The organism is Bdellovibrionota bacterium (assembly GCA_035292885.1).
Classification (GTDB): domain Bacteria; phylum Bdellovibrionota_G; class JALEGL01; order JALEGL01; family DATDPG01; genus DATDPG01.
Map to the genome: position 1 here is coordinate 1 of DATDPG010000187.1, position 14,373 is coordinate 14,373.

At 55.9% G+C, this 14,373-nt stretch carries 17 protein-coding genes; 10 read left to right on the plus strand and 7 right to left on the minus strand.

Annotated features, from left to right (window positions below):
• On the plus strand, positions 1-819 hold an 819-nt coding region (locus tag VI895_13330), incomplete at its 5' end, for a sensor domain-containing diguanylate cyclase (GenBank protein HLG20781.1).
• A 44-nt stretch (positions 820-863) separates the two neighbouring features.
• Here VI895_13330 and VI895_13335 read toward each other — a convergent pair.
• Together VI895_13335 and VI895_13340 are read right to left on the minus strand one after the other, a co-directional pair.
• Positions 864-1,199, minus strand: coding sequence for a DUF5615 family PIN-like protein (locus VI895_13335; protein ID HLG20782.1), 336 nt, complete (start codon positions 1,197-1,199; stop codon positions 864-866).
• The gene (locus tag VI895_13340) at positions 1,196-1,447 is read right to left on the minus strand and encodes a DUF433 domain-containing protein (protein HLG20783.1); all 252 of its coding nucleotides are present in this window, start codon (positions 1,445-1,447) and stop codon (positions 1,196-1,198) included. Before VI895_13340 ends, VI895_13335 begins: the two co-directional genes overlap by 4 nt.
• A 246-nt stretch (positions 1,448-1,693) precedes the next feature.
• On the opposite strand from VI895_13340, the gene VI895_13345 reads away from it, so the two are divergent.
• Both VI895_13345 and VI895_13350 read left to right on the plus strand, forming a co-directional pair.
• Entirely contained in the window at positions 1,694-2,155 is a 462-nt protein-coding gene (locus VI895_13345; protein HLG20784.1) for a hypothetical protein, read from the plus strand.
• A 269-nt stretch (positions 2,156-2,424) separates the two neighbouring features.
• Complete coding sequence (locus VI895_13350) at positions 2,425-2,910, plus strand: nucleotidyltransferase (GenBank protein HLG20785.1); 486 nt, start codon at positions 2,425-2,427, stop codon at positions 2,908-2,910.
• Between the two features lie 82 nt (positions 2,911-2,992).
• Here VI895_13350 and VI895_13355 read toward each other — a convergent pair whose 3' ends face one another.
• Positions 2,993-4,240, minus strand: coding sequence for a hypothetical protein (locus tag VI895_13355; protein HLG20786.1), 1,248 nt, complete (start codon positions 4,238-4,240; stop codon positions 2,993-2,995).
• Between the two features lie 65 nt (positions 4,241-4,305).
• Entirely contained in the window at positions 4,306-5,658 is a 1,353-nt protein-coding gene (locus VI895_13360) for a hypothetical protein (GenBank protein ID HLG20787.1), read from the minus strand.
• 165 nt (positions 5,659-5,823) lie between these two features.
• Here VI895_13360 and VI895_13365 point away from each other — a divergent pair, with 165 nt between their 5' ends.
• From VI895_13365 to VI895_13390, 6 genes are all read left to right on the plus strand, one after another.
• Complete coding sequence (locus VI895_13365) at positions 5,824-6,762, plus strand: hypothetical protein (protein ID HLG20788.1); 939 nt, start codon at positions 5,824-5,826, stop codon at positions 6,760-6,762.
• 137 nt (positions 6,763-6,899) lie between these two features.
• Positions 6,900-7,196: a type II toxin-antitoxin system Phd/YefM family antitoxin gene (locus VI895_13370; protein ID HLG20789.1), complete on the plus strand. Its 297-nt coding sequence runs from the start codon at positions 6,900-6,902 to the stop codon at positions 7,194-7,196.
• On the plus strand, positions 7,193-7,624 hold the full coding sequence (locus VI895_13375; GenBank protein ID HLG20790.1) for a type II toxin-antitoxin system VapC family toxin: 432 nt from the start codon (positions 7,193-7,195) through the stop codon (positions 7,622-7,624). Before VI895_13370 ends, VI895_13375 begins: the two co-directional genes overlap by 4 nt.
• A gap of 26 nt (positions 7,625-7,650) precedes the next feature.
• A complete protein-coding gene (gene proC / locus VI895_13380) occupies positions 7,651-8,478 on the plus strand; it encodes a pyrroline-5-carboxylate reductase (protein HLG20791.1) in 828 nt (275 codons plus the stop codon).
• Positions 8,479-8,506: 28 nt separating this feature from the next.
• Positions 8,507-8,794 carry a hypothetical protein gene (locus VI895_13385; protein HLG20792.1) on the plus strand — a complete coding sequence of 96 codons (288 nt, stop codon included), beginning with the start codon at positions 8,507-8,509 and terminating at the stop codon, positions 8,792-8,794.
• Complete coding sequence (locus VI895_13390) at positions 8,752-9,387, plus strand: nucleotidyl transferase AbiEii/AbiGii toxin family protein (GenBank protein ID HLG20793.1); 636 nt, start codon at positions 8,752-8,754, stop codon at positions 9,385-9,387. Before VI895_13385 ends, VI895_13390 begins: the two co-directional genes overlap by 43 nt.
• Before the next feature lie 135 nt (positions 9,388-9,522).
• Here VI895_13390 and truA read toward each other — a convergent pair whose 3' ends face one another.
• Both truA and VI895_13400 read right to left on the minus strand, forming a co-directional pair.
• Positions 9,523-10,299: a tRNA pseudouridine(38-40) synthase TruA gene (gene truA / locus VI895_13395; protein ID HLG20794.1), complete on the minus strand. Its 777-nt coding sequence runs from the start codon at positions 10,297-10,299 to the stop codon at positions 9,523-9,525.
• Positions 10,299-12,764 carry a hypothetical protein gene (locus VI895_13400; protein HLG20795.1) on the minus strand — a complete coding sequence of 822 codons (2,466 nt, stop codon included), beginning with the start codon at positions 12,762-12,764 and terminating at the stop codon, positions 10,299-10,301. Before VI895_13400 ends, truA begins: the two co-directional genes overlap by 1 nt.
• A gap of 45 nt (positions 12,765-12,809) precedes the next feature.
• Here VI895_13400 and VI895_13405 point away from each other — a divergent pair, with 45 nt between their 5' ends.
• A complete protein-coding gene (locus tag VI895_13405) occupies positions 12,810-13,322 on the plus strand; it encodes a hypothetical protein (protein HLG20796.1) in 513 nt (170 codons plus the stop codon).
• On the opposite strand, the gene VI895_13410 is transcribed toward VI895_13405, so the two are convergent.
• Entirely contained in the window at positions 13,323-14,357 is a 1,035-nt protein-coding gene (locus VI895_13410; protein HLG20797.1) for an aspartate-semialdehyde dehydrogenase, read from the minus strand.
• Between the last annotated feature and the right edge of the window lie 16 nt (positions 14,358-14,373).

Here is a 14,373-nt window from a genome sequence, read left to right on the forward strand (position 1 = left end):
GATCGGAACGTTCCGGTTCGACTTGGACAAGGCGTCACCGGCTGGGTGGCGCAGGAGGGAAAGGCGATTCTCTGGCCCTCCGCCGGCAAGGAAACGGACCAGAGGTATAAGCCGCCGTTCGCAATCAAGCCGGAGAGAGGCGTGAAATCGTTTCTTTGCGTCCCTTTGCGCAGCAAAGGGAAAACCCTCGGGGTCATTGAAATCCGGCGAAAGGAGACCGACGAGAATCTCTACCGGGAGGACGACCTCGCCACGCTCGCCGTCATCGCCGACTACGCCGCGATCGCGATAGAAAACGCCCGCAACTTCGCGCGCATTCAGGAACTGACGATCACGGACGATCTGACGACGTTGTTCAACGTCCGGCACATGCACACGCTTCTCGATTCCGAGGTCTTGCGCGCCGGGCGCTACCGAAAGCAATTTTCACTGATCTTTTTGGATTTGGATCATTTCAAGAACGTCAACGATACGTACGGTCACATGCACGGGTCGCAGCTCTTAAAGGAAACCGCGGAAGTCATTCAGTCCAAAATTCGCTCCGTCGACCACGCCGCGCGGTACGGCGGGGATGAATTCGTCATTCTTCTGCCGGAAACGGATAAGGCCGACGCGATTCACGTCGCGAACCGGGTTCGGGAGGCGATCGAGCAGCACTCGTTCTTGCAGGAAAAAAAGCTGGAGGTTCATTTTACGGCGAGTTTCGGCGTGGCCACCTACCCCGACGACGCCCAGACCAAGGACGACCTGATCCACGCCTCCGACGAGGCGATGTACAAGGTGAAAAACAGCACCCGCAACCGCGTCGAGGCCGCGTAAAAAAACTAATGTCTCGAAGATTTCGGCCTGGTCCGGAGTCGAATTCAGAGCGGGGAAACCACAGCAATTCCGCGAGCCAATCGATCCAGGGCTCCTGATCTGACCAGCCGTTGCACTGCATCTCCAACCATGTCCTGACGTTGGTCCGGAAGTCGAAAAACGACGATCCCAGCGTGGGTTCCCACGGGATACTTCTGCACGTTTGCAAACTCGGTGTCGAACGTGATGAGAATACGTTCCTCTTGAGTGACGACGCGAAGCAGCTCGACATCACTAGCTCCGGACATTCCCTGTACGTAAACACTTGCCACATCGTGCCCAGCATCCTTAAAGATTCCCAGGGCATGCTGAGGGATGTTCTCGTCGAGCTTTATCTTCACTCTTGGGTTTCGGTTCGCAGCGGCTGTTCCTCTTCTTCATGGGCCAGCCAGGCGGCGTACCCGATGGCTGCGCGGATATCACTATCTTTGAGCGATGGAAATTGGCGCAGTATCTCTGCGTCGGACTCCCCCGATTGGAGAGAGTCCAGGATAGTGGAGACCAGAACCCGTGTACCTTTGATGCACGGCTTCCCGTGGCAAATCTTCGGGTTTGTAGAAACCCGATCGTGCCAGTTTAACTCTTTCATTGAGAATGGGATTATATCAATGAACCTATCGAAACAACAACCCGCGTCGAGGCGGCGTAGACTTGTGATAGAATCCCCACATGGGTCCCAAAAGGAAACGGCGGATCACCGCTCGCAAAATCACTCTGGGCGAGGATGACGGATCGTTTGACCGGTCGTTCTGGCAGCAACTTTCTCCCGCGGAAAAAATGATTCAAACTTGGCAACTCTCAAAAATGCACTGGGAAATTCACCGAAAGGGTTCTTTTGAACCAGGACTTCCTCGACGTATTGCGCGAGTTATTAGGGACTGAATCGCGCTTCTTGGTGGTCGGAGCCTTTGCCCTATCGGTTCATGCGGAACCTCGCGCAACAGGAGACCTCGATATTTGGGTGGAGGCGGCTCCAGAAAACGCGAAAAGGGTGTATCAGGCCTTGAAGGATTTCGGGGCTCCCCTTAAGGATCTCACGGTCGATGATTTGTCAAAGCCGGGGATCGTGTTTCAGATGGGTCTGCCACCGAACCGTATTGATATTTTGACCAAAATTTCGGGGGTGACTTTTGAAGAGGCGTGGACGACGAGGGTGACGATCGACATTTCCGGCTTGAACGTCCCTGTGATTGGAAAAGAGCTGTTTTTGGTAAACAAGAAGGCAGCTGGCCGCCCGAAGGATCTGTTGGACGTCGATCTCGTTGAAAAGCATTCTCCCCCACCCAAAAAAACCTAACTGAACCCCGCAAGCTTCATCGCACCGCCGACGAGGCGATGTACAAGGTGAAAAACAGCACACGCAACCGGGTGGAGGCGGCGTAGAACTCCGAATCCTGGTAAAATGACTTCCCGTGCGGCGTATTATGAAAATTGATCCTCAAGAGACCGGTACCAACATAAAGGAGGAAGACTTCGATCTCGCTTACTATCGATCGCTTTCAACAACCCAACGATTTCGCATGATGTTAGACTGGTCCCTTGCGCTAGGAAAGATCGGCACGCGACGTGGCACAGCTCGAAAACCTGCTTCGGTTACTAAACGCCTATAAAGTCCGATACGTCATCATCGGAGCTGCGGCGTTTGTCGCTCATGGATGGTTCCGCGCCACACGCGACTTGGATCTATTTGTGGCGAACGACGATGAGAACCTGGTTCGATTGCGCAAGGCTCTGTCGGAGTTTGGATACGACCTGTCCGACGCTACTACGGAGGATTTTAAGAAATACAAAATCCTTTTTCGGCAGTACGATTTTCCCTTGGATATTCATCCAATGGTTAAGGGAGCTTCCAGCTTTGAAGGGGTGTGGAAGCGTAGAAAGGCATCGACTATCGGAAATGTGCTTACGAATTTCGTCTCGTTGACCGATCTAATCTCGATGAAACGAGCCGCCGGGAGACCGAAGGATCGCATCGACCTTGAGCAATTACGAAAACTGCAGCGAAAAAATTCAAAAAAAGGGAAAAAGAGAAGTCGGCCTCGATCAAACTAGGAAAGCCTCCCGAGCCACGCCGCCGGCGAGGCAATGTACAAGGTGAAAAACAGCACCCGCAACCGCGTCGAAGCGGCGTAGACTAAGGCGTTATTGGCGTGAACAACGTGTAAAACGCCACAGCGGCCGAATAGTCTGCCCGGTAGTAGTAACAGAGATTTGGCGCGCCCGATTGGTAATTGACATTCCCAAACGAAGGACCGGTATATCGTCCGTTGGCATCTGTCGTCGCCTGAGTGCCGTATTGTGCCGAGGGTAGAATATCAATTGGGTTTGTAGGGCACGTGCTGTAATAGCCTACTCGATACCTGATATCCTGATTTGGAACAGCGGTGCACCCTTCGAAAAGCAACTGCAGTGTTGGCATAAAGGCCGTTTGGTTGTCCGGCTGCGATGTCGGCAACACCGCATCCAAGGAAAGAAATCGCAGTGTGGGCCACGTCTGAACCGTGGTTTTGCTTGGAGGCACGTTTGTGCCGACCGGCGCTTCGACTAAAATATCCCCGACAGCGGGTGGTGTTGCTCCGGCATTCGCGGGGGCACGTACAATAAACGAGATCTTGCCACCTCCGTCTGTTTGTAAGTCGACCGACTTCGTATCCCCATTCAATATAAGACCATTCTCAGGGGTAACTTTCAGGAGAAGGCCCGAAACACCGTTGTTGTACTTATCGCTCAACTTCACTACCCACTTGCTTTCTTTGTCAACGCTCGTGCACGTTGCTGCAGTAACAGGCGATAATGTTGTCGGAGCATCTCTTACTGCCATGACATCAAAAAAAACCGTCCGATTTTCGTCGTTGTTCGGGTCGGGAAGCAATCGAGCCTTCACCTTCGCAGCGCCGGCGACGGTCGTCAGCTCGGCGGACACTGTGGCTTTGCCGTCCAAGTCTGTCTGAATTTCCGAAGCTCCCAAGCGAACCGGGCCGGATTCGACACCAAACTCCACTTTTGCACCGATCAACGGGTTACCGGAACCATCGATCGCAGCAACGACCAGATCGGAAAGTTTTGTCGTCACGGTTGCGCTTTGGCTGTTCCCACCCACGATGATCAAACGTTCGGCGCCTGTCGCCTGTTGCTGAAGGTTTTGCCTTGTCGGTTCATCCTGAATTCCGCACGAAAAGACGAAGGCAAAAAGTGAAAGGGGAATTGCCTGGAATTGAATTTGTCTGGGCATCGTGGACTCCATGGTTGAAACTGATGCGCAATAAGAGCAAAGAAAATGCCAGAGATAAACAGGAAAAATAATCCTTAAATCCAGGTAGTTAGATGAAACATCCTTTTGAGCAGCGCGACTTTCCAGAAATGGAGTCGCGTTTTCGGTCACAAGACAAAAGAAAAGGGCGGCCGTTTCGGCCGCCCTTAACTTTTTTGGCTCTCAACTAGTCGAGACTAGTTGAGTGTCGCCGTGAATACCTGATTAGGCGCACCCGTGTTCACATTGTTGAGCGCCCCACTAGCAGCTGTTTCAACGCCATCACAGTCTCCGTAGCCGGACACTACGTTCGCGCCTGGATCGTTTGCAACGCTGATACCTGCATACCCACCGTTGATCGAGTAGATAGCACCAGCGTCCTCACCCGAGGCGGGCGTAAGAAACACACCACCAAATGTCCAGGTGTAGCCTAAGTCGCCGCCGCTCGGAGCGACCAAATATGTCGGCGTAAGTGTAACCGTGTCTCCGGTCACATCCACAGTCGCCTGTTCGGATGCGGTATTGTCCACATTTGGGTTCGTCGTAGCGTTCGGGTCCGCCGCGATGTCAAAGCTCGGTGTGCTAACCTCCGCTGCTACGCAGTTTGCGCCACCGACAAGGCTGGCATCCCGGTTCAGGACGATCGTGACAGGGCCATTCTCGCCAATCCGATGATTGCCGTCATCGATATTGGAATAGATCGCAAAGAGACCCGTTCCGCTCGCACTCAGCGATATCGTCACGAAGTTATCATCCACGCCAACGGTGAACCCGCCGAAGCCCGTGTATGAGACCACAGCACCATCGACTTCATCCGTCGCATGGGCGGCGCAGTCATATGACGCGCCCTTGGTCAGTGTCGAGCCAGCGAATACCACTACGCCACTAGCATCGGTCGTGCCTGAAACGATCGGATTAAAGTCGTTGTCCGGGTCGATGTAATTCGACACACCGGGGTCGCCGACAACGTCAAAGTCGTTGCTGCCGTTAAATACACAGCGAACCGACACATCGGGGATTCCCCGGCCGCTCAACTCCGCGAGAACCGTGTAGTCATAGCTGATTCCCGTCGGGAAGATTCGGATGTTTGCATACAATCCCGGGCTGCCCGCGAATTGCGGCTCATTGCCGAATGCCGCTCCATAAAAGTCCGTGGCCGCATCTGGATCGATGAAGACGGTTCCACTGAATCCTTCGTAACCGCTTCTCTGCACAAACACCGGGAAAAAGACACCCGTGGGAAGGCCGCGGAAGAGGTAGCAGCCATTCATGCTGACCGTATTGGTCGTGTTGGAATCGCCCGTGCCGCAAGGCTGGGCGGTCTTGAACGATCCGTCGACCAAAGCATAGATCTGATCTGTCGAATTATTGTCATCGGCATTATTGGTCGTGCCGAAAAAGTTCAGTTTCTCGCCGGATTTCGCATCCACGACGAAACCGACCAAAATTCCGTTGCTGGCCGAAATCGAGCCGCCTTCGGGGCCGCTGGAACTGCAGCCGACCGCCGTCAGCGCGATGAGCGGCAGAGTTGCTAAAAGTAACTTCTTCATTTCATTCCTCCAATTCAATGTGTGAGTTGCGTCCTTTTACGTTTAAATCGGTCGGAAGCCCTATCTGGTACATCCTGGTACGAAGCTGCCGAGTAGTGCCCGAATTCTGAAGGATCCCTAAAGGTTGTCAAACTTTTTTGGCCTGGTATCCCTCGGGGTCCCGCTATGAGTCGCCTGGAAGAGATCGTATCGGCCAAACTGGCTCTCTGCCCCAAAGAGGCGGCTGAGCCCTTCCTCTCTCTCTTGGCGGCTAAGCTGGGCGAGCGCGCCTCCGGAATCGTCCTCTACGGCTCTTGCCTCAATCCGGCGACGCGGTCGGAGAGCTCCATCCCCGATTTTTACGTGGTCGTACCGAATTACTGCCAATTCTACGGTTCGATCTCGCAAGCGCTCTTAAATTGGTTCCTCCCTCCCAGCATTTTTCATGTCCGCGCGGGTGAAAGGGACGCCAAATACAGCGTCATTTCCGAAAAGGATTTAAAGCGCGAGACTTCTCCTCGCGCCCGGGACGTTTATCACTTGGGCCGTTTCTCGAAACGGATTGCCATCGGCTGGGCCCGGGACGAATCCGCCCGGTTGTTTCTGGCTTCGCGGCAGGTATCGGCGATGCGGGCGGTGGCGCAACGGGTCTATTTCTCGCTGCCGGAGACATTCTCGATTTCCGATTTGGTTCTGCAGGCGCTTAACTTGAGTTATTTGGGGGAATTCCGCGTGGAAGCCACGGACAAGGTCGATCGGTTGTACGAGGCGGAGAAAGATTACTATGACGCCGCTTTCGGAGCGGCCCTTGAGGAGATGTCTTCGGCGCCATGGAATGTCACGTACGATTCCGCTTCTCGGGTATATCGCCGGCCCAGGCGAACTTCGTTCGATCTTTGGGGAAGGTATCGTCTTTCCCGCTTTCTCCGCCGAAGCCGATGGAGAGCGAAACTACGCTGGCCGAAGGGGATTATTACCGTTCCGAACTGGCTGGATTATCTGCTGGCCAAAATCGAGCGGACGCACGGAATTAAAATCGAGCTTTCAGAAAAGGAGCGCCAGCATATCTTCATCTATGGATGGAAGTACTTTTTTCACTTACGTCGGAAGAAGGTTTTGAGATAGCTCCTAACAACGTGACGGCGCACTTTAATTGCTTAGTTATAACAATGTCTTAGGCTCGGAAAATGAGTTACGGAGTCGGCGTGAACACAAACGAACATTTGACTAGTAGGTCATTTCAAAATATAGTTAACTAGTCTATGAAAACCGTTCCCGTCAGCCAACTGAAGAGTCGCTTGAGCGAGTATTTGCGAAAGGTCGGCCAAGGAGCCCGGTTTGTCGTAACCGACCGCGGAAAGCCAATCGCCGAGCTGGCGGCATACGGCACGCTGTCGACGGGAGCCGATCCCGTCAAAATTCTCCTGCATCAGATCGAGTTCCGGGGATCGGTGCGCGGCCCGCTGAAGCCGGGCCCGCTTTCGGTGACGCCGAAACGTCCCCGTTTTCACGGCACGCCCGCTTTGGACCTCATTCTCCAAGACCGGCGCAACTCTTGATCTTCATCGATTCCAGCAGCTTCATTAAGCACTATGTTGCCGAAGAAGGCACGGCGGAAGTCAACGCGCTCTTGTCGAGCAGTTCCGAAATCTTCGTCGCCTGGCTTTCCCTTTCCGAATGCCTGGCGGCGCTTGCGCGCCTGGAACGACAGAAACTCCTCACACGTGAGGAGTTCGGCGTAACAAAGAAGAATTTCTTGGAGGATTGGGAGCGGCTTCGCATTGTTCGCGAAACCGCCGAACTCGAGCCGATTGTCATCCGATTGATCGGAAAACATCCACTTCGAGGAGCGGACGCGGTCCAGCTGGCGTCCGCCGTCTACCTTCGGGAATACGATCTCCCGGTAACGTTTGTCTGTTCCGACCGGCAGCTCGCGAACATGGCGCTGGAAGAAGGATTTAAGACTGAAACGCCCGGCGCGGCGTGACACATTTCCGCACGGAAGGAGACACCATGCTCAAACAGAAAAAGATCGGCATTATCGGTTCCGGCAACATGGCTCGGGCACTGGTCTCCGGACTGCTGAACGGAAATCACGCGTCTAAATCCAACATTTGTTCATCCGATCATCGGGAGACGAAAGTAAGAACGTTGGCGAAGGAATTCGGAATTTTCACGACGACCGACAACAGCGAGGTCGTCACACGCTCCGACATCATCGTTCTGGCAGTGAAGCCGCAAGCGCTGGAAAAAGTTCTCCGGGAAGTTGGAGCGAAAGTGACTTCCAAAAAATTGGTCGTGTCGATGGCGGCGGGCGTGCCGATCGAATCGATTGAGAAGAAATTGCCCAAAGGCTCCCGGATCGTCCGCGTGATGCCCAACGTGGCGGCCTTGGTCGGGGCGGGCGCCGCGGCGCTGGCCGTCGGCGAGCATGCTTCGGAAGAGGATCTGGCCCTGGCACGGGCGCTGTTTGAGGCCGTCGGAATCACCGTGGTCGTGGAAGAAGTGCAGCTCGACGCCGTCACGGGCCTGTCCGGAAGCGGGCCGGCCTATATCTTTCTGGTGATCGAATCGCTCGCGGACGCCGGCGTCAAAGTCGGCCTCTCGCGCGACATCGCGCTGAGTCTTGCGGCGCAGACCGTTCTTGGAGCGGCCAAATTGCTGATTGAAACCGGCGAACATCCCGGGCGATTGAAAGACATGGTGACTTCGCCCGGCGGCACCGCCATCGCGGGAATTCACACGCTGGAAGAGGGAGGTCTTCGCACCACGCTGATCAACGCCGTCGAACGCGCCACGATCCGCTCGCGCGAGCTGGGCGCATTATTCAACGTGAAATAGAAGATCCTTCGCGTGTATAATTGAATTGATGCTGCCCCCTCTCTTCCATGATCTCGCCTGGGACGTTGATCCAGCCGCCGTAGACCCCGCGCTTCACCGCCGGTGGTTGATCGCGAGAGTCCTGGGAAGAGGCACACTCAAGCAGGTCTACGCTATAGAGAAAATGGTCGGCCGAAAAACCATCGAGGAGTTTTTCCGGAACGGGGGCTTGGATCAAGTGGATGTCCAGACCGGTTCGCTTTGGCTTACGCTCCTCGATTTGCCGAGGGAAGAATGCACACGGAGATCCTCACCGTCGAGCAGCTGGAAATTCTAGACAGAGTATCCGAGACAGGAGGGACGCCGTTTCATTTGGCCGGCGGCACCGCTTTGGGCTTGATCCTCGGGCACCGAAAATCCGTCGACTTTGACTTTTTTTCAAACGCGGAATTCGATGTCGAAGAACTCTATCAGGAATGGAGCCGACGTCTGCCCGGTTTTCGCCGGACACGCCAGGCGCCCCAAACGCTTTTGGCCACATGGAAAACTGTTTCGGTGAGCTTCTTTCGCTATCGATATCCCGAAATCGCCCCTTTGATCCCAACACCGTGGAAGTTCGACCTGGTCGGCTTGGAAGACATCGCCGCCATGAAACTGGAGGCCGTCGGCGGGCGCGGAAGCCGAAAGGATTTCATCGACCTTTATTTTCTTTTGCAGGGGCATTTCACGTTGGAGGACGCGTTTCGCTTCTTCGAGCGGAAATTTAAAGGTACGGGCTACGATCCCTACCATCGACTGCGCAGTCTGTCTTACTTCGCTGAGGCCGACGGCCAGCCGATGCCTGAAATGTTCATGCCGGCGGAATGGACGAAGATTAAGGATTTCTTTTCGGCCGAGGTCCGCCGGATGTGGGGAAAACCGCTTCAGTAAACCCCGTTACGAATAAAACCGCGCTTTTCGTTTCTTTTCGTGGCGCTTCAGACGCGCTTTACTCTTGGCCGTTTTGCGCCGATTCCGACTCTTTTTCGTCTTTTTCATGATCGCCATGGGCGCTCTCTTACCGAATTAATAGACCACGCGCCAGAGAAAGAGTCCCTGAGCCGGGGCGGAAACGCCGCTCTTCTCTCTCCTTTTGGAGGCGAGGATATCAGGAATGTCCGAAGGTTTTCGCTTCCCCTGCCCTACTTCGACCAATGTTCCCACGATGTTCCGAACCATCTGCTTTAAGAAACCGTCGGCCGTGATCTCAAAATAGAGAAGCTCCAACGGCCCGCTCCCCCACACTGCTTCTCGAACAGTCCTTTCCGTGGTTTTGGTCTCCGTTCCCCGTGTCCTGAACGCGGCAAAGTCGTGTGTCCCGACCAGTTGTTTGGTCGCCTCCCTCATCGCCTCCAGGTCCAAGGCCTGGCGAACGTGCCACGTGTAGTTTCGCAAAAACACGAGCGGCTCGGCGCCGATCTGAAAGAAATAGCGATACGTCTTTTCTTTCGCTTCGGGGGCGTGAAACAAAAGTTCGGCCTCCTCGGAGCGGTAAACGCGGATATCGGGCGGCAGAAGCGTGTTGGTCCCGTCGACGAACGCCTCCACCGGAGTACGCGACGTTCGAAGTGAAAAACTGGCGACCTGTTGCCGGGCATGAACCCCGGCATCGGTCCGGCCGGCGGAAAAAAGCGTCACCTTTTCGTCGGCGATCTTGCCGAGCGCCCTTTCCAAAAGTCCGTGGATCGACGCCCCCTTCAGCTGCCGCTGCCAGCCGACGTACGCGGTCCCTTCGTATTGCACGTCGATCCGAATCGTCCGCCGGGTACCAGGAGGCGGACCGGGTCGAGGCCCTCTTCGCATCAGAACTCCACGCCGAGACCAGGCTGGACGATCCAGCCGCTGACGTCGAGACCTTTGCTGAATTGGTGCCGGTACGAGCCAAGCACTTCCAAGAAGAAATGCTCAATTCCCATCAGGTCCTGAAGATCGTTTCCGGAGACGAAACGTTCGAGCATCAGGCGAACGCCGCCCGTGACCGTTATAGCCTGCTTCGCGCCGTTTTCAGACGCCTGCGGTTCGTGGATGTCGAAATAGATCAGGTCGTAGCCGGCGCGCACGAACGGAACCGCCAACGGCCGCGCGCCGATTTCCACGTTGTATTGTGCGGAAAACTCCATCGGCACGAGTGTCAGGCGCGACTCTTCGCCGCTCTGCCGCCCGCTGCTGACACCCACCAGAGCGGCGTCTTCGGAAAAGAATCCCCCCTCGAATCCGAAATCGAACGAACCGGCCCGGACGCCAAACCGGAGCGTGTAGATTTCGTTCCCGCCGTTTCCGAAAAAGGAATTCACCAGATCATCTTGCGGCAGCCACCAACCGACGCGGAATTCGGTCGATGCTCGAACCGGTGGCACGCTTTCAGCGGAAGTCAGCGTCTCGGCCGAAACGGACCGCGTCGACGCCGCCGAACAAACGACCAGGAACATTATGGCGGCCGCCTCGCGGCGACGCGCCGGAACCGACAGGAGAAAAATCACGGAAAACAAAATCGGCGGAACCGCAGACGCCGCGCATCCGCCGGTTTCTCCGGACAGCTCTAAAATTCCGATCGTCTGTTCAGCGGTTTCGGACAGCGTCTCCGTGGGGGCGCTTTCGTTCCCGGATTGATCGACGACCGTCACGCGGACGAAAAGAGTCGTACCGTTGTCGATCGGCTGCAATGTGAGGGCTGAATCCGCGGTTTGTTCGACCCTCTGGGGTGAGGAGAGCGAGCCGAAGCCTCCTTCTGCGCCGTCGGTCGTGCCGAAATAGACGTTGTAATGGCTGATGTCCGCCTCCTCCACCTTGTCCCACGCGGCGAAGATTTTCTGATTTCCGAAGGATAAACGAAACCCGGTCGGGGCGGGAGGCGGCGTGTCTTTCACGACGTCGACCGCCGTCCTGCCGATCAACGTCCCGCTGTCCAAAAAGAGAGCCAACGTGTTGGAACCTTCTTCGAAGTTTTCGGATGGAATGGAGACTTCCGCTTCGATGTCCGCATCGAGGGAGGCGGAAGTCAAAAGCGAGCCGTTGGTTTTCGACACCCTTTCGTCGGTCGTCCCCGTATACCGGACGACGGATAGGGTTCCGGTGACATTCGACCGGACAAAGAGGGAAAAATTCCCCGTTCCTATGGAGCCGCTGGGCGCCGAAGTGACGGTCAAAAACGGCTGGTCGGTGACGACAGACACCGAAGCTCCGGCGTTGTTGAGGGCGTACAGGTATCCTTCGTCCGTCGAGGACGCTGCGAGTCCTCCCGGCGGAACATCGGGAACCGAATCAATCGTGGCGATCGGTTCGACCTTCGCCGCTCCACCGATATCCGCTGTATCCACGACCGAAAGCGTTCCCGCCGTGCGGTTCGCGGCGAACAGATACGCGGCGCCGGCCGAAGTATCTGCTAGAGAGCGGTTCACCTGCAATACGAGGGAACCGCTCGGCCCGTCGCCGACGACAATGGGATCGAGCGCGGTGGTCGAAGAATCCGCGTCGCTGATAAAGAGGTTGTTGTCGGTCTGAACCATGTTCACCATGAAAATTTCGCCGGGCGAAACGTTGTTCGAAAGAAAAGCGTAAGTCCCGCCCGAAGCAGCGCCCACATGAACGCCGCCAAAGGCTTGGGTCGTCGTCTGCGCTCCCAAATCGAGCTCCGCTCCCGCCTGAGAGAGTGCACTTGCCAGGAATGTCTTGAATTTTCCGTCGGAGCTGATGGCGGCCACCCTTCGGAAATCGGGGGAGAGGGATAGCGAGACGGGATCAAAACCGACGTCGATCCGATCTTGAGAACCGTTCTTCACCAGCTCGTCCGACGTGCGACTGAAATAATAAAGCGCACTCTGAGACCGGCTGGAAAGAACCAAGATGTCGGCGCCGCTGGAACCCGCCACCTCAAGGTTATCGAATGTCACCCCCGAAGTGCCGATCGAAATCGTCGTGGGGCTCGCGGGCGTCGACGGATCTTTGAGGTCGAACGAGAGGACGGAGTCCGCGGCATCGATGACGACATACAAAATTGTGCCGTCTTGGCTGAATGCAAGGTCCCTGGGGGTTCCGGAAAACTGAACGGTCGACTTTTCCGAGAAAGATAACGTGTCGACGACAACGAGCGAACCTCTGGATGAATCCAAAACGTAGATGTAACGGTCGGTCGGCCCGACCCGTGCCGCGAGTGGCTGAATCGACAGGGGAATGACTCCGGCGACCTTGTCCGGATAGGCCACGGCGTTTGCGCCAAGAAGGTAACATCCCGCAATAATAGGGAGAGTTCGGGTTCTGAAAAGCCGCATGGGATCGCGACGCATCATAGCACAACTATTTGATATACTTAGGTTATGACAAAGACCCGCCGATACACGTTGCCGATCATCCTTCTTTCTCTTTTTCTCGTCAGCTGCTCCGGCACACCGATCGCCACATTACGAGCCGCCGTCAGTTTTGCAGGGGACACCACCGGTGAGAATTCCGCCTCCGCCAATATCAATTTCACCAGTTTCACACAGCCGCCCGGTCCGAACGGAAACGATACGAATCTCCGAATGCTGTTTACGAATCCGGAGGGGGACACGATGCAGATTGTCCTGGCCCCCGTGGGCGGAACTTTTCCCACCAACACAAAATATGACCTGGACGGCGCGACCAACACGTTCGAGGCGTCGTTCACGGTGACCAGCGGGTCCGGCGCCCGCACCTATACGGTCTCAACGACGAACGGCTTTTTGAATCTTTACTCGGTGAATATCGTCGACGGTTATTTAAAAGGGATCAGCGCCGATTTTCGAATGAACTTCGACAGCGGCGGCGAGAGTGCGGGAACCGGTGACGGCACGATTAGTTACAGCAATTAATTAAATCAATTCTTTCGCGACAAAATGCTCGGCGATCTGAATCGCGTTGAGCGCGGCGCCCTTGCGGAGGTTGTCCGCAACCACCCATAAATTCAGGCAGTTTTTGCGCGACGAATCGGCGCGAATTCGGCCGACACAGACGGTGTCCTGGCCGACGGCATCGGCCAAAACCGGGTACCGGCGGGAGTTCCTGTCGTCGATCAAGCGAATGCTTTTCGCTTTGGACAAAACCGCGCGGGCCTCTTCGGGCGTGACGCTCTTTTTCGTCTCGACGTTGATGGAAACGGCATGGCCGTGGAACGTCGGCACGCGTACGGCCGTAACCGAGACGCCGATCGAGCTGTCCCCCAAAATCTTCTTCGTCTCCTCGCAGATCTTGATCTCTTCCCCCGTCTCCCCGCTCTCCGCAAAATCCCCGATGTGCGGGATCAGATTGAATGCGATCCGTTCCGGAAAAACCTCATTCTTCGTTTCACGATAATTAAAAAGATCCGTGACCTGCCGCGAAAGCTCTTCCATGGCCCTTCGTCCGGCCCCCGACGTGGATTGAAACGTGGAGACGACGATCCGACGGATGAGCGCGTGCTCGTGAAGAGGACCCAGAGCGACCGCCATTTGAATCGCCGCGCAATTCGGCACCGAAACGATGCGTCGTTCGGGGACTTGGTCCAACGTGTGAGCGTTCACCTCGGGCACCGCCAAAGGAACGTCGGCATCCATTCGAAAGGCGCTCGTGTTGTCGATGACGAGAGCGCCCGCGCGGGCGGCCACCGGAACGAATTCCCGGCTCACGGCCGCTCCGGCCGTGAAAAACACGAAATCGCTTCCGGCGAACAGTTCTGGAGCCAGGCGGCGCACCGCAATTTCTTCGCCGTTGAATTCGACCGTCTGGTTTTGGGAGCGCTCGGATGCGGCCAGGCGCAATGCTTTTAAAGGAAATTTTCGTGAGGAGAGAAGCGAAACCATCTCTCGCCCCACCACACCCGTGGCGCCGACGACCGAAAAAACGAAGCTCTTGGCCGCGCTTCTAGCCATGGTGGATCGCTCGAAC